General features: G+C 34.3%; 22 protein-coding genes, 1 tRNA gene and 2 pseudogenes. 15 read left to right on the top strand and 10 right to left on the bottom strand.

The genetic code is table 11. The annotated features are described in order from the left end of the window. From ACI9TV_RS07060 to ACI9TV_RS07000, 13 genes are all read left to right on the top strand, one after another. Positions 1-1,490: flagellar hook-length control protein FliK (locus ACI9TV_RS07060; protein ID WP_415250067.1), on the top strand; the 1,490-nt coding region annotated here is incomplete at its 5' end. Positions 1,491-1,500: 10 nt separating this feature from the next. Then, positions 1,501-2,169 carry a FlgD immunoglobulin-like domain containing protein gene (locus ACI9TV_RS07055; RefSeq protein WP_415250066.1) on the top strand — a complete coding sequence of 223 codons (669 nt, stop codon included), beginning with the start codon at positions 1,501-1,503 and terminating at the stop codon, positions 2,167-2,169. Between the two features lie 12 nt (positions 2,170-2,181). Then, positions 2,182-3,435 (top strand): flagellar hook-basal body complex protein, encoded by a 1,254-nt coding sequence (locus ACI9TV_RS07050; protein WP_415250065.1) that lies wholly within the window; start codon positions 2,182-2,184, stop codon positions 3,433-3,435. Positions 3,436-3,531: 96 nt separating this feature from the next. Further along, the gene (locus ACI9TV_RS07045; protein ID WP_415250064.1) at positions 3,532-6,279 is read left to right on the top strand and encodes a flagellar hook-basal body complex protein; all 2,748 of its coding nucleotides are present in this window, start codon (positions 3,532-3,534) and stop codon (positions 6,277-6,279) included. Positions 6,280-6,332: 53 nt separating this feature from the next. Further along, positions 6,333-7,496 (top strand): formate-dependent phosphoribosylglycinamide formyltransferase, encoded by a 1,164-nt coding sequence (gene purT / locus ACI9TV_RS07040; RefSeq protein ID WP_415250063.1) that lies wholly within the window; start codon positions 6,333-6,335, stop codon positions 7,494-7,496. Beyond that, positions 7,497-8,420, top strand: a complete 924-nt coding sequence (locus ACI9TV_RS07035) for a D-2-hydroxyacid dehydrogenase (protein WP_415250062.1) — start codon at positions 7,497-7,499, stop codon at positions 8,418-8,420. A gap of 83 nt (positions 8,421-8,503) precedes the next feature. Next, positions 8,504-8,812, top strand: a complete 309-nt coding sequence (locus ACI9TV_RS07030) for a DedA family protein (RefSeq protein ID WP_415250061.1) — start codon at positions 8,504-8,506, stop codon at positions 8,810-8,812. 100 nt (positions 8,813-8,912) lie between these two features. Further along, a complete protein-coding gene (locus tag ACI9TV_RS07025; protein ID WP_415250060.1) occupies positions 8,913-10,412 on the top strand; it encodes an FAD-dependent oxidoreductase in 1,500 nt (499 codons plus the stop codon). Between the two features lies 1 nt (position 10,413). After that, positions 10,414-11,130, top strand: coding sequence for a succinate dehydrogenase/fumarate reductase iron-sulfur subunit (locus ACI9TV_RS07020; protein WP_415250059.1), 717 nt, complete (start codon positions 10,414-10,416; stop codon positions 11,128-11,130). 63 nt (positions 11,131-11,193) lie between these two features. Then, on the top strand, positions 11,194-11,691 hold the full coding sequence (locus ACI9TV_RS07015; protein ID WP_415250058.1) for a YajQ family cyclic di-GMP-binding protein: 498 nt from the start codon (positions 11,194-11,196) through the stop codon (positions 11,689-11,691). A 10-nt stretch (positions 11,692-11,701) separates the two neighbouring features. Beyond that, positions 11,702-12,373 (top strand): DNA-binding protein, encoded by a 672-nt coding sequence (locus tag ACI9TV_RS07010; protein ID WP_415250057.1) that lies wholly within the window; start codon positions 11,702-11,704, stop codon positions 12,371-12,373. Between the two features lie 10 nt (positions 12,374-12,383). Next, positions 12,384-13,394 carry a response regulator transcription factor gene (locus ACI9TV_RS07005; RefSeq protein WP_415250056.1) on the top strand — a complete coding sequence of 337 codons (1,011 nt, stop codon included), beginning with the start codon at positions 12,384-12,386 and terminating at the stop codon, positions 13,392-13,394. Positions 13,395-13,414: 20 nt separating this feature from the next. Then, positions 13,415-15,136 (top strand): PAS domain S-box protein, encoded by a 1,722-nt coding sequence (locus ACI9TV_RS07000; protein WP_415250055.1) that lies wholly within the window; start codon positions 13,415-13,417, stop codon positions 15,134-15,136. 3 nt (positions 15,137-15,139) lie between these two features. Here the strand turns inward: ACI9TV_RS07000 and ACI9TV_RS06995 are convergent, their stop codons facing one another. Further along, entirely contained in the window at positions 15,140-17,065 is a 1,926-nt protein-coding gene (locus ACI9TV_RS06995) for a DUF1538 domain-containing protein (RefSeq protein WP_415250054.1), read from the bottom strand. Between the two features lie 253 nt (positions 17,066-17,318). On the opposite strand from ACI9TV_RS06995, the gene ACI9TV_RS06990 reads away from it, so the two are divergent. Next, positions 17,319-17,406: transfer RNA gene (locus ACI9TV_RS06990), tRNA-Ser, on the top strand. Between the two features lie 114 nt (positions 17,407-17,520). Here ACI9TV_RS06990 and ACI9TV_RS06985 read toward each other — a convergent pair. Next, entirely contained in the window at positions 17,521-18,429 is a 909-nt protein-coding gene (locus ACI9TV_RS06985) for a ketopantoate reductase family protein (protein WP_415250053.1), read from the bottom strand. 156 nt (positions 18,430-18,585) lie between these two features. On the opposite strand from ACI9TV_RS06985, the gene ACI9TV_RS06980 reads away from it, so the two are divergent. Next, a complete protein-coding gene (locus ACI9TV_RS06980) occupies positions 18,586-18,990 on the top strand; it encodes a hypothetical protein (RefSeq protein ID WP_415250052.1) in 405 nt (134 codons plus the stop codon). Between the two features lie 2 nt (positions 18,991-18,992). On the opposite strand, the gene ACI9TV_RS06975 is transcribed toward ACI9TV_RS06980, so the two are convergent. The 8 genes and pseudogenes from ACI9TV_RS06975 to ACI9TV_RS06940 all read right to left on the bottom strand — a co-directional run bounded on the left by ACI9TV_RS06975 (position 18,993) and on the right by ACI9TV_RS06940 (position 26,239). Continuing rightward, the gene (locus ACI9TV_RS06975) at positions 18,993-19,358 is read right to left on the bottom strand and encodes a CZB domain-containing protein (RefSeq protein ID WP_415250069.1); all 366 of its coding nucleotides are present in this window, start codon (positions 19,356-19,358) and stop codon (positions 18,993-18,995) included. Positions 19,359-19,424: 66 nt separating this feature from the next. Next, a pseudogene (locus ACI9TV_RS06970) lies at positions 19,425-19,784 on the bottom strand (methyl-accepting chemotaxis protein); the annotation flags it as partial. Positions 19,785-20,200: 416 nt separating this feature from the next. Beyond that, positions 20,201-22,123 carry a LapD/MoxY N-terminal periplasmic domain-containing protein gene (locus tag ACI9TV_RS06965; RefSeq protein WP_415250051.1) on the bottom strand — a complete coding sequence of 641 codons (1,923 nt, stop codon included), beginning with the start codon at positions 22,121-22,123 and terminating at the stop codon, positions 20,201-20,203. A gap of 54 nt (positions 22,124-22,177) precedes the next feature. Then, positions 22,178-22,819, bottom strand: a complete 642-nt coding sequence (locus ACI9TV_RS06960) for a transglutaminase-like cysteine peptidase (protein ID WP_415250050.1) — start codon at positions 22,817-22,819, stop codon at positions 22,178-22,180. 23 nt (positions 22,820-22,842) lie between these two features. Next, complete coding sequence (locus ACI9TV_RS06955; protein WP_415250049.1) at positions 22,843-24,342, bottom strand: DUF4080 domain-containing protein; 1,500 nt, start codon at positions 24,340-24,342, stop codon at positions 22,843-22,845. 3 nt (positions 24,343-24,345) lie between these two features. Beyond that, positions 24,346-24,675, bottom strand: coding sequence for a CZB domain-containing protein (locus tag ACI9TV_RS06950; protein WP_415250068.1), 330 nt, complete (start codon positions 24,673-24,675; stop codon positions 24,346-24,348). Positions 24,676-24,813: 138 nt separating this feature from the next. Next, positions 24,814-25,056: pseudogene (locus ACI9TV_RS06945) on the bottom strand (methyl-accepting chemotaxis protein); the annotation flags it as partial. A 697-nt stretch (positions 25,057-25,753) separates the two neighbouring features. Beyond that, a complete protein-coding gene (locus tag ACI9TV_RS06940) occupies positions 25,754-26,239 on the bottom strand; it encodes a PAS domain-containing protein (RefSeq protein ID WP_415250048.1) in 486 nt (161 codons plus the stop codon). Positions 26,240-26,257: the final 18 nt, after the last annotated feature.

Here is a 26,257-nt window from a genome sequence, read left to right as displayed (position 1 = left end):
TGAAAGCAGTTTCTGCTGAGAAAACAGATGTGAAAGCTGTTCCTGCTGAGAAAACAGATGTGAAACAAGTGCATGCTGAGAAAACAGATGTGAAAGCAGTTTCTGCTGAGAAAACAGATGTGAAAGCTGTTCCTGCTGAGAAAACAGATGTGAAACAAGTGCATGCTGAGAAAACAGATGTGAAAGCAGTTTCTGCTGAGAAAACAGATGTGAAAGCTGTTCCTGCTGAGAAAACAGATGTGAAACAAGTGCATGCTGAGAAAACAGATGTGAAAGCAGTTTCTGCTGAGAAAACAGATGTGAAAGCAGTTTCTGCTGAGAAAACAGATGTGAAAGCAGTTCCTGCTGAGAAAACAGATGTGAAAGCAGTTTCTGCTGAGAAAACAGATGTGAAAGCAGTTTCTGCTGAGAAAACAGATGTGAAACAAGTGCATGCTGAGAAAACAGATGTGAAAGCAGTTTCTGCTGAGAAAACAGATGTGAAACCAGTTGATATTGCAAAAATAGATATGAAGTCTAATCAACCCATAGAAGTAGGCAATGTAGTAAAAGAGAAAAGTACATATGATGTAAAAGACACGGCTAAAATAGATGTAAAGGTAGAAGATACTGTTGATGTGAAAGTACCAAAGAGTGCTGTACCCAAAACTTCAGTAGAATTGGATGAAACACAAGAATTAAAACAAAAATATAATACTAGAGTTGATGAAAAAAAGCTAGAAACTATTAAGGAAGTAAAATCTACACCACTTTTTAAAGCACAAGAAAAAGTAGAACATACAACAGAACAATTAGTACAGATAAAGCAATTCAAAGTTGAAGAGAAAACTCCTAAATCAAGAGCCGACGAGACCTTGAAGCTTCTGCTCCGAGGAGAAAAACCTTCAAATGACAATACTAATCTTGGAATGACAAAGGATTTCTCAGTAGCAACAGCAAGAGTTATCGCCCCTAGGGCAACTACTGAAGCTTCCAAATCTGTAGAACAACTTCTTCGTGGAGATGTTGGAGATGATATATCTAAAGTTGACGGCTTACAAACAAACAAAGCAGATAGTTTTGAAGTAAAAATTAATGAAGCAAAACAGATGCTAAAGTATCTTTCTCAAGATGTAAAAACAGCAATAGAAGACTATAAATCTCCATTTACAAGAATCAAAGTACAGCTCAACCCTGCAAAAATGGGGGAAGTTGATTTAACAGTAGTACAACGTGGAAAAAATCTTCATATTAACCTTACTTCAAACAATGCTGCGATTAACACCTTGGTTTTAAATGCGAATGATTTAAAAACACAGCTAACAAATAATGGAATACAAAATGCTACATTAAACTTTAGCGACAGCTCTCAAAATAGTGAACAAAATTCTCAACAACGTAATCGTCAAAATGAGCGAAAAGCAGATGAAGAATATAACTATTTTGACAACGAAGAGCAAAATGAAGAGATTATAGACTCTTTAGAAATTGTAGTTCAAAACTACGCTTAAAGGATAAATTATGGCAATAAATGCATATGGAAGTAATTTAGCAACCAATGGAGCTGTAGGTACTAGTTCAACAGCAGTAGAAGATAAAACAGTCTTAGGCAAAGATGATTTTATGACTCTTCTTTTAGTTCAGTTACAACATCAAGATCCTACTGAGCCTATGGATAGCGAGAAAATTTTAACACAAACATCACAACTTGCTGGTCTCGAATCCTCTGAAAACACAAGGACAGCTTTAGAAGAGTTAACTGCTTCACTAGGCAGCACAAATCAGTTCTCAACAATTTCAGCTATTGGGAAAACGGCAGACTTAGGAAGTGATGCTATTGCACTTGATGAAGGGAGTGCAGCTTCTTTTGAAGTTTATTTTCCTTCTGCTATTGAGCAAGGAACTGTAAGTATTACAGATTCAGATGATAATACAATCACTACAATTGATGTTGGAACAAATCCATCCGGTGTGTATAAATTCGATTGGGATGGTTTAGACTCTAATGGTAATTTAGCTACAAGTGGTATCTATCATGTTAACGCTTCTTATTCTGACCCAGATGGAAACACGTTACAAACTAGACTGGGTGCTTACCCGATAGAATCAGTAAGATTTGAAGGTGGGAGTACACTTGTAAAAGTTGGTTCTAATTATGTGCCATTAGAAAACATAGTAGAAGTATACTAAAAGGAGTTTATTATGTTGACTCAAGCTTTTTATACGGGACTTGCAGGGGTTAGAAGTAATCAGTTTGCAATTGACGTTACATCAGATAACTTAGCAAATATCAGTACTACAGGCTTTCGTGGTTCAGAATATGAATTTGCATCTCTCTTTGAAGATGCAATAAATACATCACATAGTCTTAATTCTAGTACAGTTGGTATAGGATCAAGAATACAGGCAACAGCTTTAAAAGAAGCGCAAGGTTCACTAGAGTTAACAGATAGAAGTACTGATTTAGCTATTTTAGGTAATGGTTGGTTTGGTACTCAAGGTGCCAATGACCCTATTTACACACGTGATGGTGCTTTTACTTTTGATGCTAATAGTGATCTAGTATCTCAGGATGGCGCTTACGTACTCGGAACAATAGGTGGTAATATTAGTGATGATGATACCCTTACTGAGATTATTGATGAAGTCCCACTGGGAAATGTTGGGACTCAGGAAAAATTACGTTTTCCAAGTACATTAACGTATCCTCCAGTAGCTTCGACAACAGCAAGTTTTATTGGTAACATCGGTACAACAGATGATTTAAGAACAATGAGTGCAGGTGTAATTGACCCAGAAAACAATAGAAATAACTTAGAACTTATCTTTACTAAAGCTACAAATCAAGTTCCTCCTGGAATTCAGTGGGATGTTATAGCGAAAACAAAAAGTCTTGATGAGCAAACAACATATGATACTCAAGAAGGATTTGTAGAATTTGATTCTCAAGGTTCATTACTTTCAAGTACATTTACTACTATAGACAATAATGGAGTGGATGTTACAATAGACCTAGGAACAGGTTTTAATGGTGTATTATCAAACAATACAGCTATAAGTGCTTCAAGTTCTGCTAATGGTACGATTGGTGGAGATTTAGTAGGATATTCCATAAATAAAAATGCAGACGTTCTTGCTACATTTTCAAATGGATTTCAAAGTAGTGTTGGAAAAATTGCTGTATACCATTTTCAGAATGATCAAGGTCTTGAGCGTATAAATGGTTCAAAATTTCAAGAAAGCTCAAATAGTGGCCGACCATTATTTTACAAAGATTCAGATAATCAAAATATTATTGGTGTAGATATAGCAAATTTTAAATTGGAAGGTTCTAATATTGACATGACCTATGGAATTACGGAGCTTATAATCTTACAAAGATCTTTTGACGCGAACTCAAAGTCTATAACAACTGCTGACCAAATGATGCAAAAAGCCCTTAATATGGATGCTTAATCCAGCTAATATGAAGTTGGAACACTAAGTGCTATATATTCATTAATAACTAAATAAATTTATCTCTTTTGAGTAAATTATAAAAAAGGATACAAAATGTTAAAGTCATTATTTGCCGGTGTATCCGGTCTACAGTCACATCAAATTGCGATGGATGTAGAGTCAAATAACATAGCGAACGTTAATACCGTTGGATTTAAATATTCTCGTGCTAATTTTTCAGATCTTTTAGCACAAACAAAGTCAATAGCAACAGCTCCTCAAGGTCAACTTGGAGGAAAAAATCCTGTTCAAATTGGTCTAGGTTCAACAGTAGCTTCAAGTACACGTATTTTTTCACAAGGATCTATTCAAAATTCAGATAAGAATACAGATGTAGCTATTCAAGGGGATGGATTTTTTATAATTTCTCCAGATAGTGGTAATACATATAAATATACTCGTTCGGGAGACCTTAAATTTGATGCATCTGGAAACTTCGTCGATAATAATGGTTTTATAGCACAAGGTTGGGTAAGAGATGCAGGTACAGGTTTAGTTGATTCAACTGCTCCTATCACAAATATACAAATTGCACCTGGATTAACAACTCCAGCTAGTCCAACAAGTGATGTAGTTTTAAAAGCAAATCTTAACTCAGGCCCTTTAGTAGAGAGTTTTTCTCCTGCGTATCAGGTTAAAACGGGAACATCAGGCTCAACACCAGCTTTAGATTCAAGTGGTAATGCTATTGCCTCGGGAAATGTAGGTGTAATGTTCAATGAAATTGGACAAGCATTCTCTCTACAAGCAAATCAGGGTGTATGGGCTTCATTCGTAAGTGCTGAAATTGCCGCTCCTGCTGCAGTAAGTGCTTCTGTTTCTTCTATTACATCTGTAACAAATAATGTAGCGTTAGATGATGATTCACTCAACATTACAATAGATGCAGTAAATATTACTTTAGCTGACTCTGGGACTGCTAACACAGCTGATGAGAATGGTCTCAGGTATGCTAATGCAATTAATGCTCAGTTGGATACAGCTGGTAAATCAGGGATATCTGCTGTCTATGATTCAAGTACGGATAAATTATCAATTGTTAATACTCAAGCTGCTCCTGTACAAATAACTGCTGTTGCAGCTGCTGGTAATAGTGGTTTAGGAACCTTGGCTTTACCTTACACAGTCGGTGGAAATCAACTTGACATAACATTTACCCTTGATGATGGGAGTACAAAAAGTATAACTACGTCTAACGGAACAGGTACAGAAAGTGTCATAGAAAATGCAAACAGATATGTTGCCGCGATTAATGCACAGACTGCAACAACAGGTGTGGCTGCTTCGGTTAATGTAAATAATGAAATTGAACTTGTAAATACAAATGCTAATCCTGCTGCTTCACACAATATTAGATTGACAGTTGGTACGAATGATAACAGTGGATTATCAGATACTACAGCAACAACAGCCTATAAGTATCAGTATGACCAATCAGGTAGTAGTACAACGACTGCAGGTTTTGCTAAAACATTTACGACAATGGCTGACTTAAGAACTGCCTTAGAAAATGAAGCACGAAATGTTGGACCTGTTATAGATGGTTCTATTAGTTCAACCGTTCTCCCAACAGATGGTACAGATAATATTTTAGATATGGTTATTGATGGAGTTACTATTAATGTTCCAGCATTGGTTGGAGCTGATACGGCGGCTAATACAGCTATAAGATATGCAAGTGAAATCAATATTGATTTAGTAGCAGCAGGTAGGCCAGATATAGTTGCTACGGCTGTTGGTGATGAACTAATTATTACAAATAGTTCAGGTATTGATATTGACATTACAGCTGTTACAAATGCTGGTGTTAGTGGACTTACAGCTCCTACTACAATATTAGCTATAGATCCAACACCAAAAGATATTAAGATAGAAGTGAGTGTTAACGAACAAGGTAAGTTAGAGATAATAAACCCAGGTGGTGGTGCTGATGCTTATGATATGAATCTAAAAGTTACGGCATTTACAGCGCAAGGTATTACTGAAAACGAATACTTTACAACGAATATGGTAGCTTTAAACTCAAGTTTACCTACAGGTAGTGCCGGTACAGCATTCTCACAAAGTTTTAATACAGCGACGCATTCAAGTTCTATTGATATTTTTGATTCACTTGGTTCAAAACATACACTAAGAATGGAATTTAGAAAAACAGCACTTGATATTGCTACAGGTAGTGCATGGGACATGTTGATTACTGTTCCAGAACCAGCATCCATTGATACCTTATCCCCATTGAATCAAAAGACTGGACAAATAAGGTTTAATAATGATGGTTCATTAGCAACTTTTAGTCCTCCAAATATATCATTTTCAGGTAATAATGGCTCATCTCCAGAACAGCAAGTAAACTTAAGATTTGGTACAGCCAATGCTTTTGATGGAATGACAAGTTTTGATTCAACTTCTTCTACATCTGGGATTAGTCAAGATGGATTTACCGGTGGTGATTTAGTTGGAATAAGAATAGATCAGAGTGGTACCTTAGTTGGTTCATTTTCAAACGGTCGTTCTTTTGGTTTAGCGCAAATAGGTATGGCTAAATTTACAAATAATGAAGGTCTAGGAACAGAAGGTGGAAATATTTTTGTTCAAACTGCCAACTCTGGTGACCCTATTATTGGTACAGCCGCAACTGCTGGACGTGGATTTATTCAGTCATCTGCACTCGAGGCTTCAAATGTTGACCTTTCTCGTGCTTTAACCCAACTGATTATTATTCAGCGTGGTTATCAAGCAAATGGTAAAACTATTACAACTTCAGATCAGTTACTCCAAACTCTCATTGGATTGAAAAACTAAATTTAATCCTAATTTGATATAATTTCTTCACTATAAATGAAGGAATTATTCACATGCAATTCTCTGCACCCCTTAAATCAAACTCAAAAAAAGTAATGTTATTAGGTTCCGGTGAACTTGGTAAAGAAGTTATCATCGAAGCGCAACGCTTAGGTCTTGAGACTATCGCTGTTGACAGATATGAAAATGCTCCTGCTCATCATGTAGCACATCGTTCTTATGTACTCAATATGCAAGATAAAGATGCTATCTTAGAGATTATCCGTCGTGAAAAACCTGACTATATTTTACCTGAGATTGAAGCTATTTCTATTGAGGCTTTGTTTGAAGCTGAGAAAGAAGGTTTTAATGTCATTCCCAATGCCGAGGCTGTTTCTAAAACGATGAACCGTAAAAATATTCGTACTTTTGCAGCTGAGGATTTAGGTCTTAAAACTGGTCCTTATAAATTTGTTACAACGAAAGAGGATATGTTAGAAGCTGCTCAGTCATTAGGGTTTCCCTGTGTGATTAAGCCTGTTATGTCTTCATCTGGTCATGGTCAATCTGTGGCAAGAGATGAAGGAGATATACCACTTTCTTGGGAGATGGCAAAAGAAGCAAGAGGTGATGCGAGCGAGTTAATTGTTGAAGCTTTTGTTGACTTTGATTACGAGATTACAATGTTAACTGCTAGAAATGGACAAGAGACTGTGTACTGCGAACCTATCGGACATGAGCAAAGAGATGGTGATTATGTGTTCTCGTGGCAACCAATGCAAATGAGTAATGTAGCAAAAGCTAAGGCACAGAACATGGCAAAAGTGATTACTGACGGTCTTGGTGGTCAAGGTCTTTTTGGAGTTGAAATGTTTGTTAAAGGAGATGAAGTATATTTCTCTGAGGTTTCCCCACGTCCACACGATACAGGAATGGTAACCCTCATCACTCAGTCTCAAAGTGAGTTTGCACTTCATCTTCGTGCAGTTCTTGGTCTTCCTCTTGGTTTTACTTTTTATGGAGATGGTGCATCGGCTGCATTTAAATCTGAGACGCATAACTATGCTCCAGTTGTAGATGTGGATGATAGTTTATTTTCTGATAATTCTTTTGTAAGAGTATTTTCAAAACCTGAAGCTCACAAAGGAAGACGTTTAGCAGTAGCACTTGTTTTTGATAAGGTTGAAAAAGCTTTAGAAAAGTCTCGTGCAATGATTACTAAAATTAAGGATGCATAAATGAAAATAGTTTTACTTGATGCTTTAACATTCGGCTCTACTAGTTTAAGTGGCTTTGACACTTTAGGTGAAGTAGAAATTTTTCAAACTACTTCAAAGGAACAAACATTAGAACGTATAGCTAACGCAGATGTTATTGTGACTAACAAAGTTGTTATAACTGATGAACATATGCAAGAGTGCAAAAATCTAAAGCTCATTTGTGTAGCTGCGACTGGAATGAATAACGTTGATTTAGAAGCTGCAAAGAAGCAAGATATACAAGTGAAAAATGTAGCTGGTTACTCAACTGACTCTGTAATTCAACATACATTTTCTATGCTTTTTTACCTAATGGGACATTCTCGTTATTATGATGAAGTGGTGAAGGATGGAAGGTACTCTCGAAGTCCTATCTTCACTGATGTCTCAAAACCATTTTTTGAAATTAAAGGTAAAAAATGGGGAATAATTGGCCTTGGTTCTATTGGTCGTGGAGTTGCAAATATTGCTCAAACTTTTGGTGCAGAAGTGTATTACTACTCAACAAGTGGAGTTAATCGTACAGATGACTTCCAGCGTGCAAATTTATATGAGCTTTTAAAGACTTGCGATATTATCTCTATTCATTCCCCTCTTAATGAAAAGACAAATAATCTTTTAGATTATGAACAATTACAAATGTGTAAAGACGGTTCTATTATTTTAAATCTTGGACGTGGTGGTATAATTAACGAAGGTGCGATTGTGAAAATAATTGATGAGAAAAATATATCTTTTGCTTTAGATGTTTTAATGCAAGAACCTATGAAAGAAAATCATCCTTTTTTATTGGTAAACAATAAAGAAAACCTTTATATTACGCCACATATTGCTTGGGCATCTGTTGAGGCACGAGAGAAGCTTATTACTTTAACTATTGAGAATATTCAATCTCTGAACTAGCTCTTTTTTTCTCCGCTTTTCTAGCGGCAACGATTTTACCATTTTCTTCTGAAGTTGCTTTTTTATTCGCTTTGGAAAATGGTATGCCTCAACTTTCTGCTCTTTTCTTTGCATCACTTGGTAATATTTTGGCGATTATTCTTAACTACTTCCTTGGATTTTGGCTTTACGATAAAACAAAAGAAAAATTACACTCGAGTAAAATAGGAAGAAAATCACTCTATTTTGGCTATAAATATGGATTTATTAGTTTATTTTTAACATGGATTCCGATATTCGGTGATCCACTAACATTAGTTACTGGAATACTTAGACTAAGATTTATATCATTTTTACTTATAGCAGGTACTTTGAGAATACTTAGATATTATGCGCTCACATTTGTACTATAGTGCATTTAATTAAATCAAATGGATGATTCAATTTCTAAGCTAATTGATGATGAAGAACTGTATAATGTTATAAAGAAGTTTTTAGGTAAATAGGAAATATATGTATAGTGATGTTTTAATTATAGGAGCTGGAGGAGCAGGACTTACTGCTGCTTTACATGCTAGAGAAGAAGGTGTGAGCGTGAGAGTACTAACAAAAGAGTATCCAACACGTTCACAAACATGTATGGCTCAAGGGGGTATTAACGCTGCTCTTGGAAACAATGGTGAAGATACTACTGAGTCACATATAGAAAATACTTTAAAATCTGCGCACGGTATGGCAAATGAAGATGCGGTACGTCATTTGTGCGAGAGTGCTCCTTCAGCGGTAAGGTGGTTAGACAGTATTGGTGTATGTTTTTCACGAACAAAAGATGCAAAAATCGCTCAAAGAAGTTTAGGTGGGGCATCCTCTCCTCGCGCATGTTACGCACAAGACTATACAGGATTAAAAATACTACATACTTTATATGACCAGTGCTTAGCTAAAGAGATTGAAATCTTAAATGAAAAATTCTTACTTGAAATCCTAAAAAATGATGATAGAGTGTGTGGAGCAAGTGTTTTAAATATTAGAACTGGTGAAGTGGAAGTGTATGAAGCAAAGTCTGTTATTCTCGCAACGGGTGGTTATAGCCGAATTTACGATAAATACTCAACAAATTCTACAGCTTCGACAGGAGATGGTATAGCAACTGCATTGAGAGCTGGTGCAAAGCTCAAAGATATGGCATTTGTGCAGTTTCACCCTACAGGATTAAAAAAGTCTTCTATTTTGATTTCTGAGTCTGCTCGTGGTGCTGGTGGTTATCTTGTTAATACAAAAAATGAAAGGTTTATCGATGAGCTTCTTCCTCGCGATAGAGTTGCTCGAGCGATTGATGAGCAAATTAAAAATGGCCAGAATGTATTTTTAGATATTCGCCATTTAGGTGAAGAATTTATTGATGAAGAGCTTCCACAAGAAAGAAAGTTAGCAAAACTTTATGAAAATGTTGACCCGGTACATGATTTGATACCTATAAAACCAGTAGCTCATTATACTATGGGTGGGATAGAAGTAGATGTAAAATCAAGTACTTGTATAGATGGATTGTACGCAGTTGGGGAATGTGCGAACCATCAAGTTCATGGTGCGAATCGTCTTGGTGGGAACTCTCTCTTAGAGTTGATAGTATTTGGTAAACAGGCGGGTATGAATGCCGCTGAATTTGCAAGAGAAAACGACACTTTAACACTAGAACTACAAGTTAGCGAAATACAAAACACCCAAGAAGTGGAAGTAGATTTCTATAAAATAAAAGAAGAGATTGGTGAATTGTTTTACAAAAATGTTGGGATAGTACGAACTGAGAAAGAGTTAGCGCACGCACAAGTAAGTATCAAAGATATACAATCAAAACTTTACCTTATGGGATGGACTGATAATGAAAAAGTCTATAACACAAATAGAATAGAATTTTTAGAATTTAAAAATATGTTGGATATTTGTGAGCAGGTTGTTACTCAAGCATTAGAGATAAAACAGAGCTGCGGCGCTCACTATAGGATTGATTAGTATGAAAATAACAATACAAAGAGAAAGTATAGAAGAGTATCAAGTTAGTTTGCCTGATGCAACACTTTTGGAAGTTTTAGGTGAAATAAAACATCATCAAGACAGAACATTGTCCTATTCAAGTGGATGCAGAAGTAGTGTTTGTGGATCATGCTCTATGCGTGTAAATGGACGAGAAGTGTTAGCATGTTCTTATAAGGTACAAGATGGAGATTTTGTTGAACCGCTTAAAAATGTGAATGTAATACGTGATTTAGTTGTAGACATGGATAAGGCAATGTCCTTTAATGCAAAAGCAAAAGCTTATGCAAAAACAAATAGTGAGGGTATATTAGTTACGCAAGAGAATGAGAAACTTAATGAAGTGCAAAGTGATTGCATCTTGTGTGGTTCATGTTATAGTGCTTGTCCTGTATATGCAGTTAATGGTGAATTCTTAGGGCCATTTTCTCTTACTCGTGTTTGGAAATATGTGAGTGATGTTCGTGAGCAAGATATGAAAGAAAAAATTGATACGATTCAAATAAACGGCATTTGGGATTGTACTTTATGTAATGAATGTACAATTGTTTGTCCTCAAGATATATCTTCAAAAACAGACATAGAAAAACTTCGTTCACGTTCCGCAATGGAAGGACATATGGATCCAAGTTTTTCAGGTGGATTTGGAGATTCATTTGGTAGCGGATTTGGATTTGATGGAAGTCCTACTTTTTAAGACAAACTACTAACATTTATTTATGTTATAATAACTATAATACGTTATTAAGGATATAGATAAATGGCTAAAGAACATTCATTTGACATTACAGCTAAAATAGACATTCAAACTTTTAAAAATGCAATTAATCTAGTAGATAGAGAAGTTGCTAATCGTTATGACTTCAAAGGAACTACCTATGAAGTTACTTTCAATGAAAAAGCAAAAACTCTTGTCTTAATCGCTTCAAGTGATAACAAGCTTGATGCCCTCAAAGACATTGTTATAGCAAAGTTTCTCAAACAAGGATTATCTTCTAAAGTAATAGACGAACTTAAAGTCGAAGACTCTTCAGGTGGAAATAGAAAAGTTACTTTTAAAGTGGTTGACTATATTGAAGTTAAAGAGGCAAAGAAGATTACTGCTGAAATAAAAAAGATGAAACTAAAAGTAAATGCTCAAATAGAAGGTGATTCTATAAGAGTTAAAGGTGCTAAGCTTGATGAACTACAAAAAGTTATTGCAATGGTAAAGGCTGAGGAATGGGATGCTCCTCTTGTATTTGAAAACATGAGATAAGGAAAGTAGTATGGCAAGCATGACTATAATGGATGCAGCAGAGCATTTAGGAATTTCTAAAGAAGCTATTCATAATCGAGTAAGACGTGGTTCAATGGAAGTTACTGTGATTGACGGGGTAAAGTATGTAAATGTAGATGCCACGTTAAATACTGCGAGTTCTACTAAGACAAAAAAAGCACCAGTGAGAAGAACATCTACTAAAGCTGCTGAAGATAGATACTATAAACTTTTAGAAGAACAAAATGCACAGCTTCAGAATAAAGTGGAAAAACTTGAAGGTGAAACACGAACTTTACGTGATCAAAAAGAAGAAATGTTGATTCAAGAGCGAATTAAGATTGAACAAATATACAAAGATAAAGATGAACAACTTAAAAATCTTTTGAACACAATATCTTCACAGTTCATGATTCAAGCTCCTGTTGTAAAACAAGAAGAAGAACATCTTGATGCTGAGATTGAAGAAGTAGAGGAACTCGTAGAGGTTCAAGAAGACGAAAAAGGTAAACTTATCTCTTTGAAAAAATACTTGAGAAATTATAAGTATTCTGAAAAAAAACAAGAAAAAATTAAAGCTAGATTTACAAAAAAATCAAAAAATGATGACAGAATTATTGTTTTAGGAAAGAAAGTTTATATAGATATTTTGAAGTATGATTATAGTGATTTAATTCGATAAGGAAAATACTATGGCTATTACCGCAAAAGATTTAAAAGAAGTTGCATCTTCTCTCAACATTTTATATGCTGAGGATGAGGAAATATTAAGAGAGGGCATGCAAAGTAGTTTATCAAAACTTTTTGCTAATGTTTATACAGCTAGAAATGGTCAAGAAGCATTTGAATATTTTAAAAAAGAAGATATTGACATAGTTATGACAGATATAAATATGCCAATAATGAGTGGTGTTGAGCTTATCGAAAGCATAAATCGTTATACAGATAAAGAACCTAAAATTATTGTGTTATCAGCGCATAATGAGTCAAAACTACTTCAAAATATTATTAATATGGGTGTAAATAACTACTTAAATAAGCCTGTTGACAAGCAGGTAATGGTTAGTTTACTTTATAAAGCTGCCCAAGCCATAACAGATGGAAAATTACTTATCGAGTATAGAAGTAGATTAGAAAAAGAATTAGAATTTTCAGATAGAAAAAATAAAATCCTTGAAGAAAAATTAAAGCAACTTGCTGTGCATGTAAATAAAGCTGAAGCAGTGGAAAATAAAGAGTCTGTAGTTGAGGTAAAAAAAGTTGATGATAATTACTTTGATACGCTATTACAAGATGATAAAGATGAATTAAGAGACTTATCTCATGAATTAGAAAGTTTCATAGCGATGCTTTTTACAGATGATGGACTCAATGAAGATTACATTGACATACTTTCTGTTACTTATAAGAATTATGCTTCTGTGTTAAATGCTTATGTAGAGTTTTTTGATGTAGCAGTATCCTTAACAGAATTTAGTAACACTATACTGTCTTTGCGAAATAAATTTATGGAAAATTTACAACAAACGGGTATTTATTTTGAATCGCTACAACTAACACTAGAAAGCTTTAGACACAATGTATGGGAAAAAGAAGCACAAAATCCTAGGTTTTACAATGCTTCATTGAAAATGGATATTCAACTGATTATAGATTTCTTGGAAGAAAAAGAGATAGTAGAAAACGAGATAGAGTTTTTTTAAAATACATGAAGGAGTGAATTGTGAGTCTCACTAGTTTATTATCTAATCCACATAAAAGAATAGAATATACACACTTTCTTGTAGTATTTATCTTAAGTGTTAATATCATATTCTTCACGCAAAATAATATGTCAATGCTTATCCAAGTAGTCCTTATAATTGCAGTATTCTTACATAATAAAGATGACAAACTAGTAAGAAAAGACCTTGAAAATATTGAAAGTAAATTAAGAGAAGATGCAAATATATTTGATCGTAATATTATTGTATCAGAAACTGATATAAATGGAATTATTACTTATGCAAATGAAAATTTTTGTAAAGTAAGTGGCTATTCTAAAGAAGAATTGATAGGTTCACCACATTCTTTAGTGAGATCTCAAGATATGTCTAATGAATTTTTTGCAAACCTTTGGTCGAGTATAAAAAGTGGTACTACTTTTCATGAAATTATTAAGAATATAAACAAAAAGGGTAAGACATATTGGGTTGATTCTTCTATTTCACCTATTAATGTCAATGGTGAAATTATTGGTTATAAAGCTATCCGTTTTGACATAACAGATAGTTACTTAGCAGATAAGTGTCATAAAGACGAGATGATAGTCAAAGATGATTTACTTCATGAGCAAGGGAAGAGATTTGAGTTTGCTATCAACTCTTCACGAGATGGGTTTTGGGATTATAACCTTGTGAGTAAAGAATTTTATTTAAGTTCTGGATGGAAAGAGCGTTTAGGTTTTGAGAAGAATGAAGATATAACGTACCTTGATTTTCTGAGCTTGATACCGGAGAAGGATAGAATTGATCATCACAATGCTATGGAAGATACTATAGATGGCTTTGCAGACGTAGTAAGTTTTGTGCATTTTAGAATTAAATACTCACTTATAACAAGAGCAGGAGAAAGGTTACTTATTGAAGATGTAGGCGATGCATTTTTTGATAGTGATGGTGAAACCTTACTAAGAATAACAGGCTTTCATAGAGATATTACAGAACAAGAAAGACAAAACAAAATGATTGAGTCTCAAAATAGAGTATCTGCCATGGGAGATATGATAGGAAATATAGCACATCAATGGAGACAACCAATAGGTGCGATTAACAACACGCTAAATGACTTAGAATTTGACATAGAACTTGAAGACCTTACAGAGATTGATGCAAAAGTATTTTTAGAGGTATCAACTAAGGTAAAAGGATATATATCCCATTTAAGCCAAACTATTGATGATTTTCGAGATTTAGCAAGTAATGAAAAAGAGAAGACTGATTTTATGGTTAAAGATGTACTAGAAGAAGCATATGCGATTGTAGAAACTGAATATACAAAACACAATATAATATATAATATAAATATTGATGGGGAGTGTAGCTGTAATTTCAGTGGATTTAAAAGAGAACTTTTACAGGTTGTTATCAATATTTTAAATAATGCAAAAGATATTTTTCTTGAAAAAAATAGAGAGAACCCTAAAGTTAAAATGGGAATTTATAGAGATGAAGATAAAGTATATATAAGTATACATGATAATGCTGGTGGGATACCAAGTACGATAATAGAGAAAATATTTGATCCTTATTTTACAACAAAACATGAAAGTATAGGAACTGGTATAGGTTTATTTATGAGTAAAAAAATGATAGATGAGCATTTCCACGGAACTTTATCCGTTGAAAATGAAGATGATGGAGCGAAGTTTATTATAGCTTTACCACGTCAAGATAAAGAAGACTAACTTTTATAAATCGCTACCTTTGAGTGTTAATCCTTTAAGATGTGTGATAGGATATGCATACGAAATACCTTCTCCCTCTCCTGTTATATCAAGATCAGTTATAACTGTTTTGATGATTCTATCAACCATTTTTGTGGGTGTAATAAACATTAAGTTTGAATCCGTTGAATCACTATGAAGTCTGTTATAGAAGTTAGTCATCTCTTCAAGGCCCATACCATGTGCAGACATAATTGTAACTCCACGTGCTCCAGCTGACTTAGCTGAGAGCAAGGCTTCTTCTTCTTTGTTATGTGGTACGATTATGTGTACTGCTGAAAACTGCATTGCATAAGAATGACGCTTATCAGTTCCATGAACATTAACGGTAGAAAGACCCATGTTCTCAGCATCTTGTAACGCGTGACGAAGTTCATCAAGATGAATTTCTTCTTTTTCGTGTTCGCCGAGAACACCCATTCTCTCAGTAATAACACCATAAGCCATAACTGTTATCATAGGGAAAAGTGAAGCAAAGGCAATAAGCCCAAATCCATCAATAAGTGGATCTCTCCCAGGGATATTTGTAGCTAAACCAAGACCAAGTGCAGCAACTAAAGGAACTGTGACTGTAGAAGTTGTAACTCCACCACTATCGTACGCTATAGAGACTATATATTTTGGTGCAATGAATGTGAGAGCGATTACAAACATATAACCAGCAATGATATAGTAAACAATATCTCCACCATTTACAATTCTAAAAGCACCTAATGCGATACCAAAAGATACTCCAAAAGCAACTGCTATTCGAAGTACAAAGTCATTTATCTTTCCATCGCTAATTTCTTTAGCTTTTCTTGCTATTGCTGTGAGTGAAGGCTCTGCCATAGTAGTTGAAAAACCAATAGCACCAGCAAAAGAATAAATGATAACATTACTGTCATTTTGAGTGAGTTGTAAGGCCATAGTCTCGCCAAGGGAGAAAAGTCCCATCTCCAAACCAATAATAAAAGCATCAAGACCAATAATTACTAGTCCAAAACCTATGAGTACCTCTTTAAGATTTTCAACTGGTTTTTTAAGGATTATATATTGAAAAAATAAAATAACACCTAGGATTGGAACAACATCTCCAACAACACCGAGTAAGCCTTTGAGTAGATTTAAAATTTTAAAATCAAAGGCAGGAGCAGTTTCAGCTATATGAGCAGCAACTGGCATTACAATTTCTGAAGCTTCTACAAATTGGTAGACATAAATTCCATAAAATTGTACAAAAATCATTGGGGTAAGTGAAGCAAAAGCAATAAGCCCAAAACCGTCTAGAACAGGATTTCGACCTTTAATGGTTGATGCAAGACCAATACCTAAAGCTGCAACAAGTGGAACAGTGACAGTTGATGTTGTAACACCACCAAGGTCAAATGCAAGCCCAACTATTTCTTTTGGTGAAAAGAAGGTTGCTGCAACAACCATAATGTAACCAGAGATTATGTAGTAATGGATTGGGGTACCTTTAATGATCCTCCAAACACCAACAACTATTGCAAAACCAACAGAAAATGCAACAACCATTCTCAGCGTAAATGCATCGATACGACCAGCACTAATCCCTGCAGCTTTATCAGCGATAACAAGAAGTGCAGGTTCAGCAACTGTAGTACCAAAACCTATCATAAAAGCAAATATGATAATCCAAAGAGTAGAACCTTTACGGGCAAAATCTCCTGCTAATCCTTCCCCAACAGGAAAGACTCCAACTTCTAGACCGAGTAAAAATACAGCGAGACCAACACCAACGATAGCGAGACCAATAGTAGTACTAAGCCAGTTATCTGGTATGGCTTGAATAATTGCGAGTTGAAAAAACATAATTACCAAGATTATTGGTAACAAGTCTCTAAAGGATTCCTTGAGGAGTTTAAAAAATGATGCAAAACTAAGCATTGGTACACCTTGTATAATATATTTTCTTATTTTATCTTTCTAATTTTAAAGTAAAGGGATATGTAAAAGCATGTTCCTTTATTTTCGTTACTTTATAGTAATATTTTTATTTCATTAAAAAGTTCAGCCCTTCTTCAATTTTTGAAAAATTTAGTATTATAAGTAGTACTAAAAAAAGAACTATTTGTGATATGTATCATTTTTAATAAAAACACAGTTTATTCTTGTATAATTCTATTCTCTTTGTAAATATGGTTTCGTGTCCGAGTGGCCGATGGTGCAACCTTGGAAAGGTTGTGTAGATTTTTCTACCGTGAGTTCGAATCTCACCGAAACCACCAGAAATACTCTTCCATCTAAAACTACACTTTTAATAGTGTAAGCTAGTTCCTCAAACTCATTAATTTAATGTCTCAACCAAGGGATAGATCTATGATCTTTTTATTTCTAATATACTATTTTTTTTCTCTTAATGCATCATAAAGCTTTTGCATCACAGGTACGTCTATATTCAATAATTCTGCCTCATCTATGATATATTTTGTCAGAGTATCCAATTCAGTTTGGCGATGCTGTTGAAAATCTAGATGCATAGATGTAGAGGCACCTTGGGGAAGAGAAGATGCTGTTTTGAGAGCTTTTGCAATTTCATTTTTAATATCAATACCTTTAGCATTTGCTACAGATATAATTTCTTCTAGGAGCTCTTCGCACTCATGGTAGTGTTGATCATGAACTTCTTTGATACTCATATCATAGTAAGATGTAAGAGATGCAAATGTACTGATAAAGAGATATTTTTTCCAAACAGCAGTTTCTATATCTTCTGTGTACTTTGAGCGTAAGCCTGCATCTTTGAACATATAGTCAATATAAAGACTTTCATTAGACCAAATACTATCTCCGAAAGAAACAGCAAATACACTTCCTTTTTTGTGAATAATCCCTGCTGATTTTATGTGAGAGAGAATGTAGGCACAACCATTGATTACTTTTGCATCTAGTATGCTACTTATGGTTTGCGCATTGTTAACGCCATTGGCAAATGACATTACTACGGTGTCTTGGCGAATATTTTTTTTAAGGGGGAGAAGGGCCTCCGTTATAGCATAGCTTTTGACACAGACTATGATGAGATCAAATGTACCTTCCGCTTCCTCTGCCGTACAAACAGCTGTGGGAGTAACAGTGAATTCGCCTTCATCTTCGATTATTTTTAAACCATTTTGTTTCACTGCTCGCGCATGTTCACCACGGGCAATGAAAATTATTTCGTATTTTTTCTTTTGTGTGCCAATTAAGCTACATAATTTTGCTCCAATATAGCCTCCTAACCCACCAATTCCTACTACTGCAATTCTCATTGAAACTCCATATTACATATTTGTATTATTATATCCGAAGATAGGATACAGGCCTATATAGGATTGAGAAAATTTACAATAGTATAAATAAAAAAACGAGGGAATAAGCTAATTGGAATTCCTCCTTGACAATGATTGACATGGTATAATACTTCTATGGATATTTCATTACTTATACAATTTTTTGTTATTCTTGTTATTATTTTAGGAGTGTTGCTATTGTTTTTCTTTCGTCTCATGAAGGCTAAAAAGAATCGCTTACAAAATGCTAAAAAGACAAAGAAAAAAACTAATTCTATGGACTTAAAAACTTTGAGGGATACACTTAAAGATAAAAAACTCTCTATCACACAACTCCAAGAGACAATGGATTTAATTATAAAAGAATATGGAGATATTGATGATTATAGTTTATATGCAGATATTATTTTAAGAATGACACATCACCCTTCGGCAAATAAAGAGATTATAATTAGTTTTGATAGAGAACTCTCAAAGTTAAACCCACATTATGCATCGTCGATATCACATAGTGTTACAAATGGACTAAGCTCTAGATGAACTTAGTTTTTGGCATGTCTCATGTTCTTTTCTTCTGCTAACATAGAGTTAAGGTTTGAAACAACTTTTTTACTTGCCTCTTCTGCTGTATGAAAGTAAGTCATAACATTTTGTGAATGTTCAGTACATGTACCTTCGGCTACACACTGAACAGCTTTTTTAATGTTGTCGTGAACCTCTTTATGAGGTGCTGCCATTTTTGTATAACTTGGACATTTAGAAAATTTATCTTTTCCTTGGCCAGTAAAATACCAGTTACCAAGTCTACATTCAGTTTCTGCTAGAAATTGGCCATGTACTTCACCAGTAAATACAGTTTTATATCCATTTGCTTTAAAGAGTAGGTGGTCTAATTTACTTAAAATCATGAAAACAGCATAGGTAATATCTTTGTTCTCTTGAGCAATGATATTTGCATTAGTTGTAAGTTGACCCATTCTACCTTGAAAAATATCCATTTGTGCATTAGAACTTGTAGAGAGTTTTTCCATCTCAACGGAATGAGAATGAACTTCTTGTGTATTTTGTTTTAGACTTTGAACAGTGATTTCTACTTCGCTTGTAGCTTTTTGTGTTCTTTCCGCAAGTTTACGAACTTCATCAGCAACAACAGCAAAACCACGTCCATGTTCACCTGCCCGTGCTGCTTCTATAGCAGCATTAAGAGCAAGAAGGTTTGTTTGGTCAGATATATCTTTGATAAGGTTAATTACATCTGAGATACTCTCAACATTAGAATTAAGAGTATTTACTTGATCAAAAGTACTTGTAATATGTTCTAGTAAAGAATGCATAGTGCTACTGAGTACTTCTACATCACTGCTACATTCATTGGTATGTTCTGTATTTGATTGGTTTCTTGTATCGATATCTTCAAGTGCAGCTAGGTTGTTACTTAAATCTGTTTGAAGTAGTTTAAGGTCTCGATCGCAACCATCTGTGAGACCTTGCGTTAGAGATTTTATGAGGTCATTCATAATTTTGTCACTACCAGCATTTTTTACTTTTTTCTCAAGTTGGCTAATTGTAGCATTTGCACTTGAAAGCTCATTCTCAAGTTCTGCAATTAGTATATTTTTCTCTATTAATTCTTGTTCAAGTTTTTTATTATTTCCAAATAGCATTTATATATTCCTTTTTAAAGACATTTAAATACAAGATTATATCATAATCACTTATAAAACATATAATTTTTTAGAAATTATATATTTTATACTAATTCTATCATTTCAGTGACTCTACCTTGAATGACATATATATCTTTAGCTTGTAGTTTTTCTAGTGCTTCCATACTCATAACACCAGTAGCTATAAGTGAGATTCCAACAGTATCTGTAATCAATCTAAGTGCAGAAAGTGCTTGATCACTTTGGCTTAAGAAATAGCTTGGTTCACCTTTAATGTAGACAGGTCGTAAATCTTGAAGATACTGATAGTCATCACTTTCTCCAATAAATTCATAAATACCCATGTCAATATTATATTTTTCAAAAAGAGCTTTATATTCTTGTATCTGTGTTGAGTTTTGACGAAACATTTTATCTGGAATTTCTAGAATAAGCTTAAATGGAAGTTGATACGCATAAGTCTTAAGTAAATCACTTAATTCTGTATATGTTTCTCTCATATCCATGTATTCAAAAGAAAGTCGTATGGAACATACATTATTTTTAAGCTTCATATCCGGAGATTTAAACATCATTCGCATAATATTTTGATAAATCTTAGAACTCAGTCCAATCTGATTTGCAGAAGCCATAAACTGACCATAAAAGTATTTTTTGTCATCTGCTTGCATGGTTAAACTTAGAGCATGATGTGCAATTTTTTTCGCTTTAGAGTCTACTGCAGTCCAAGATACAAACTCAAAGCTATTTGTATCGATAGCCTTGTTAATAACAGCCCTCCAGTCATCTTTACCCATAACCTCTTCATCTTCTAAAGATTTATCTAAATGGATTTTAGAGTCCTTAAATTTTGCTTGTGCAAGAGCATTATCAGATCCCGAGAGTAATTGACCTATATTTTGTTTATAGTTGTATTGGTATACACCAAGGGATATAAAAACAACATCTGCATCTAGTTCATACTTTGCGATTGCTTTTCCTGCATCTCTGGAAATACCTTCAGCAATTGCTAAACCATTTACGGAAGGACAATCTGGTAAAAGTATAGAAAATTCGGTACCATTCATTCTGGCGATAAGAGGATCCTCATATATTTGTGCATTATTACGAAAAATAGTGGCAATATCATTGAAGAGTTGATCGACATCTCTATGCCCAATTTGCTCATTTGCTTCTACTAATCCTGAAAGGGAAGTCATTATGTTTACCCCACCTTTTGATGCTGCATCTATTTTTAAGTATTCCGGTAGTTTATCGATGAGGTATTTTCTATTTCTTAATTTGGTTGTTGGGTCAATATATTCAAGTTCTTTTTGACGTTTAAGCTCGGCATTTCCTTTATCAAACATTGCTTTTACTTTTGAGACCATCTTGTTCATACCAAGAACAACTTCTTTAAACTCTTTGGTCTTTGGAATATTTTTTTGAAAGATAAATTCATTCCTACCAACAGCCTCGGCTTGTTTTTGAACCTCTTTAAGCGGCTTAAGAATTGCAGCGAGTATGCTATATAAAACTATGAGAGCTATTATGGTTATAAGACCAAAAGAAATCAGAAGGTTCATTAAAATTGTATAGAGTTGTTTATATGCAAAAGCGACGTCACTTTGAACATTGAGGATTCCAACTTGACTCCAACCAGCTGAAACATTTGCAGAAGCAACTGGTGCTTCAATAGTGACATTTTCTAAAAACCATGTAGGAACTTCTGAGTATTCACTCTCAGCAGTTCTTTCATACAAAAGTACATCATCTACGTCAACAAGAGAGATAATAAGGTAGTTTCCACTATCAAAGTTGGCGTTTATCATAGTTGACATCATAGAAACATCGCCATTAGCACTTCCAAGAGAAAGACTAAGCGAACTCGCGGTATTCTTAGCATCTTCATAGAGTCTATCTTGAACGGAAGTGTTAGCACTTTGAAAGTTGAGTGTTAGTACAGTTGTTAGTATAATCACAAGAAATATTGATAGCATGATTGCAATCTGTTTAAATAATGTCATAATCTAAATCTCCTTACTTGGTATAAAATAATCTTCTAGCATATCTTAGTCCTTTTATATTTTTTTATTTTTCATGTTTCGCATGAGTTGATCCCATTTTTTGTGAGCCTTCTTAGAGTTCACCTTTTTCCCATTGCCTTTTTTACTTGCTCTGTAAAGAGACTCCCCATTAAAGTTATAAATAGGGGTTAAATCTTTTCTCTTTGAAGCTGGAAATATTTTATGGTTGTTGTTATCTAAAATAAGAGGTTCACTTCTTGGTGTCTTAAAGTAGGTAAGAACCATGTGGGCTGCTTTAAACTTACTTGATCGTACATAGGTAAAAAAGAGTTTTTTAGAATCAACACCAAGATAAAGAAGTGCAAAGTATTTACTAATAACATAATCTTCACAGTCTCCTTTGTCTTTACCTAAAAACTCCCAAGGTGTGGCCCAGTAATCTTTCTTTTTATATACTTTTAAGTCTGACATATAGCGAACGCCATTATAAAAAGTGTTGACTTTGTTAAGTTTTTCTAGGTCAGTTTTTCCTTGTAGAGAATCAAGAGATTTTTGTTCGTAAAAGAACCTTTTTTTTGCAAAAACTTTGTATTTTTTTGTAATTTTTTTAAGTAGAGGTTTCTCTACGTAAGGCTTTGCTGCATAGGAGAAGGTAGTGATGATAAAAAAAAGCAAAACAAAACGTAAAATATTCATAAATAATTATACTACCTTTGTAATTAGTTTTGTCTTTTATTAAAACCAGATGTACCTTTTTTTGCATCTTGAATAAAGTCTTGAGCATAAGGCTTGAGATAACTTGGTACCGCACGACCTTTAAGTTTCATCATGTCTTGGAGCATTATATCAGCAATTGTTTGAGGATTACCATCTTTTTCTTCGTGTAAGTACTTAAACAATAGTTCACCGAGTCTTTGCAGAGATATTTTCCAAGTAGAATCAGTTTGGGTATATATCCAAAGACTAAATGCATAAAAGTTTTCATATACACTTTGGTTTTCCCAAAGAAGTGTAATGGAATTTTTAAAGTTCCCACTGTTGTATGTTATATCCCAAAATCTTGCGAAGCGTTTCATAATTTGTATATCGTTAAAAGAGAGGGTAGAGTTTTTGAGTATGTCATAGGGTGGAATATCACTATAGACCATGCCGTAGTTTATATCATGTCTATCAATCTTTGTTCCGGAGAGTTTTTTAAGTATACCTATTTGAATTTCGCAAGAACTCATTTGTACTAGAGTATCAAGATTATTACCGAAACTCTCTAAGCTTTCACCGGGTAATCCAACAATCAAGTCTAGGTGAATATGAGCATGTGTTTCATTTTCTAAAAAAGAAACATTTTCTCTGATTTTCTCTAGTTTGAGTTGTCTTGATATATTGATAGCTACTTCAAGATTAAGAGTTTGAATTCCGATTTCCAGTTGTAAAGCTCCATGAGGGAATTGTTTGATTTTTTCCTTGAGAGAGGCTGGAAAATGATCAGGGATAACCTCAAAATGGGCAAAATATTCTTCATCTTTTGCTAAGAAAAAATCTAAAATTCTATTTGAAGCTTTTATGTTTAGGTTAAAAGTCCTATCTACAAACTTGTAGTTTCTTGCCCCTCTATCCCAAAGTTTTTGAAATTCTTCTAAAACATCATCGAGCTTAAAAGCACGTACTTTTTCATCCATAGAGGAGAGACAAAATTCACATTCAAAAGGACAACCTCTGGAGATTTCAACATAAATATAGCGATTTTGAATATCGTCATCCGTATAAAACTCATAAGGGAGTACTAATTCTTTGAGATTTGGAGTACTCATGCTGATAATTTTATTCTGAGGTTTTTCTTTTCTTTTGAGTTGTTTACATAACTCATAAAAGCTCACTTCACCTTCACCTTGGATGATATAATCAGCATCATCAAGATCCACTCGAAATGGAGAGTAACTTACTTCAGGACCACCTAAAATAATAATAAGTTGGGGAGATATCTTTTTGAGTATGTGAATGAGTTCTACAACTTCACTCACATTCCAAATATACACGCCAATACCTATAACATCAGGTTTGTCAGCAAGTAGTTTTTCACCAACAGTTTGAATAGCATCATTGATGCTAAATTCTAGTATTTGAGTATCATTTTGAAGTTCATGAAGGTTTGCATAGATATAACGCAAGCCTATAGAGCTATGAGTGTATCTAGAATTAAGTGTGCTAAGTGTTATCTTCAAGTATTAATTACCTGCATCAAATTCGTCTAGCATACCATCAAGATTAACATAGAGTTCTTGTGATGCATTTTCCATAACTTTGAAGTTATCTTCAATAAGTGTAGGGTTATTAAATTTTAATGTTGTTTTAGCTTTTACATATTCTAAGTTTTTAAATACACTTTCATGAACAAGAGCGTGAGGTCGATCCATTGCTGCAAATGATTTAGTATGTCCAAATCTTTCTTTACCTAAACCTAAGTACCATTTACCCATACGACAGTTGTGATGATCGGCAAATTCTTTAGTAGCATCAGAGGCTAAAACTGTTGAGTATGCATTTGATTTAAAGATGATGTGATCGACTTTAACAAGTGTTGTGAAAAGACGGTTTTGTACATTAATTGCAGATGCGTAGGAGTCAGCCGCAAGAGAAGTGAGTTCTGTAAATGTACTCTCAAATTTACTAACAACATTATTAGAGTTTTGCGCGATATCTGAAATTTTATCAGAGTTATTTCTTATATCATTAGATTCTTGCTGAAGTGTTGAAATGCTCATTTCAATCTCAGAAGTTGCTTTTTGGGTACGTTCAGCAAGTTTTCTAACCTCGTCTGCAACAACAGCAAATCCACGTCCATGTTCACCAGCTCGCGCTGCTTCAATAGCGGCATTTAAAGCAAGTAGGTTTGTTTGATCGGCAATATCTTTAATGAGACCAACAATAGTAGAAATTTCTCCTGAGCGTTGTTCTAGACTAATAATTCCTTCGTGACTAGATTCGATTAACTCAAGTAAACTACTAAGCATTGAACCTATTTGAACTACTCCTTCTAAACTTTTTGAAGACTCATCAGATGTTTTTTGGGATACCCTAACGATGTCATTAGCATCATTAGAACTTCTGCTAATATCATTTTGAATTACTACAAGTCCTTCACTTATTCCACCACCTAGAGTAGAGAAACTCAGTGCCATTTTACCTATAATTCTTGTTTCATAGCCAGCAGCAATGGATGCAATAGCATTGTTTATATCACTTGCTGTTGTATGAAAAAGTCCATGAAGTCCAGAAGGGTAAGTTCGTCTGTGTGTTTTTCCCTCTGAAGCATTCGCCATGGTGGTAGCCGCATCACGCATAAAAGCTTCAATCTGATCAAGGGTATCATTTATTGCCCAAGCAAATGAGGCTTCATTAGAATTGTCATCTGGAATATGGGTAACACGATCTTCTAGTTTACCTTGTGCTGCTGCTGTTATAACTTTATACATTTGTTCTTGTAAAGAGGATTGCTTTTTTGCATTTGAAGATGATGGCACAAACCACGCAACAACACAGATAAGAAATACAATGCCACTGAGTATATAGTTATTTGCAACTAGGCCAAAAATGATTACTCCCAAAAGTGTACTGCGTAGTAGAAGTGTTTGTTTATCCTTGAATAGTGATGATAAATTCATTGTAGCTCACTCCTTTTTCATGTAAAATATCTGTAAGTATTTTCATCCCAGCATTAATTCCACCAGATTTTTCGGCTTGTAGCATTTGGGAGTACAGTGGAGTAATGATTTCTAGGGCTTTTGGATTGGGCATTCTTCTAACAGAATAATAGGCAATAGTGTTTCCATTTTCATCACGAGAAGGAGTTACATTTGCATAAACCCAATATTCATTGTTGTTTTTTGTTTTATTAAGTACGAAAGCAAAAATTTCATCTCCACTTTGAATTATATCCCATAGAAGTTTAAATACTGCCTTTGGCATACTTGGGTGACGTATGATACTGTGAGGCTGGGTAAGAAGCTCTTCTTCTGAATACTCACCCATCTCCATAAAGATTTTGTTAGCGTATGTGAGACGACCTTTTAAATCTGTTTTTGAAATTATAAAGTTATTTTTACTCATTTGTTTTAGCATACAAACCCCTGTTTGTCT

Origin of the sequence: Sulfurimonas sp., assembly GCF_047622445.1 — a bacterium.
In the GTDB taxonomy this organism is placed as follows: Bacteria; Campylobacterota; Campylobacteria; order Campylobacterales; family Sulfurimonadaceae; genus Sulfurimonas.
This window is presented reverse-complemented; position numbering and strand designations above follow the sequence as displayed.

Coding starts and splice junctions, on each gene's coding strand:
- purT (WP_415250063.1), top strand. CDS start 6,333: ATGCAATTCTCTGCACCCCTTAAATCAAACTCAAAAAAAGTAATGTTA.
- ACI9TV_RS06975 (WP_415250069.1), bottom strand. CDS start 19,358: ATGATTTTAAGTAAATTAGACCACCTACTCTTTAAAGCAAATGGATAT.
- ACI9TV_RS07035 (WP_415250062.1), top strand. CDS start 7,497: ATGAAAATAGTTTTACTTGATGCTTTAACATTCGGCTCTACTAGTTTA.
- ACI9TV_RS06940 (WP_415250048.1), bottom strand. CDS start 26,239: ATGCTAAAACAAATGAGTAAAAATAACTTTATAATTTCAAAAACAGAT.
- ACI9TV_RS07010 (WP_415250057.1), top strand. CDS start 11,702: ATGGCAAGCATGACTATAATGGATGCAGCAGAGCATTTAGGAATTTCT.
- ACI9TV_RS06960 (WP_415250050.1), bottom strand. CDS start 22,819: ATGAATATTTTACGTTTTGTTTTGCTTTTTTTTATCATCACTACCTTC.
- ACI9TV_RS07055 (WP_415250066.1), top strand. CDS start 1,501: ATGGCAATAAATGCATATGGAAGTAATTTAGCAACCAATGGAGCTGTA.
- ACI9TV_RS06980 (WP_415250052.1), top strand. CDS start 18,586: ATGGATATTTCATTACTTATACAATTTTTTGTTATTCTTGTTATTATT.
- ACI9TV_RS07015 (WP_415250058.1), top strand. CDS start 11,194: ATGGCTAAAGAACATTCATTTGACATTACAGCTAAAATAGACATTCAA.
- ACI9TV_RS07050 (WP_415250065.1), top strand. CDS start 2,182: ATGTTGACTCAAGCTTTTTATACGGGACTTGCAGGGGTTAGAAGTAAT.
- ACI9TV_RS07020 (WP_415250059.1), top strand. CDS start 10,414: ATGAAAATAACAATACAAAGAGAAAGTATAGAAGAGTATCAAGTTAGT.
- ACI9TV_RS06985 (WP_415250053.1), bottom strand. CDS start 18,429: ATGAGAATTGCAGTAGTAGGAATTGGTGGGTTAGGAGGCTATATTGGA.
- ACI9TV_RS07005 (WP_415250056.1), top strand. CDS start 12,384: ATGGCTATTACCGCAAAAGATTTAAAAGAAGTTGCATCTTCTCTCAAC.
- ACI9TV_RS07030 (WP_415250061.1), top strand. CDS start 8,504: ATGCCTCAACTTTCTGCTCTTTTCTTTGCATCACTTGGTAATATTTTG.
- ACI9TV_RS06995 (WP_415250054.1), bottom strand. CDS start 17,065: ATGCTTAGTTTTGCATCATTTTTTAAACTCCTCAAGGAATCCTTTAGA.
- ACI9TV_RS07025 (WP_415250060.1), top strand. CDS start 8,913: ATGTATAGTGATGTTTTAATTATAGGAGCTGGAGGAGCAGGACTTACT.
- ACI9TV_RS07045 (WP_415250064.1), top strand. CDS start 3,532: ATGTTAAAGTCATTATTTGCCGGTGTATCCGGTCTACAGTCACATCAA.
- ACI9TV_RS06965 (WP_415250051.1), bottom strand. CDS start 22,123: ATGACATTATTTAAACAGATTGCAATCATGCTATCAATATTTCTTGTG.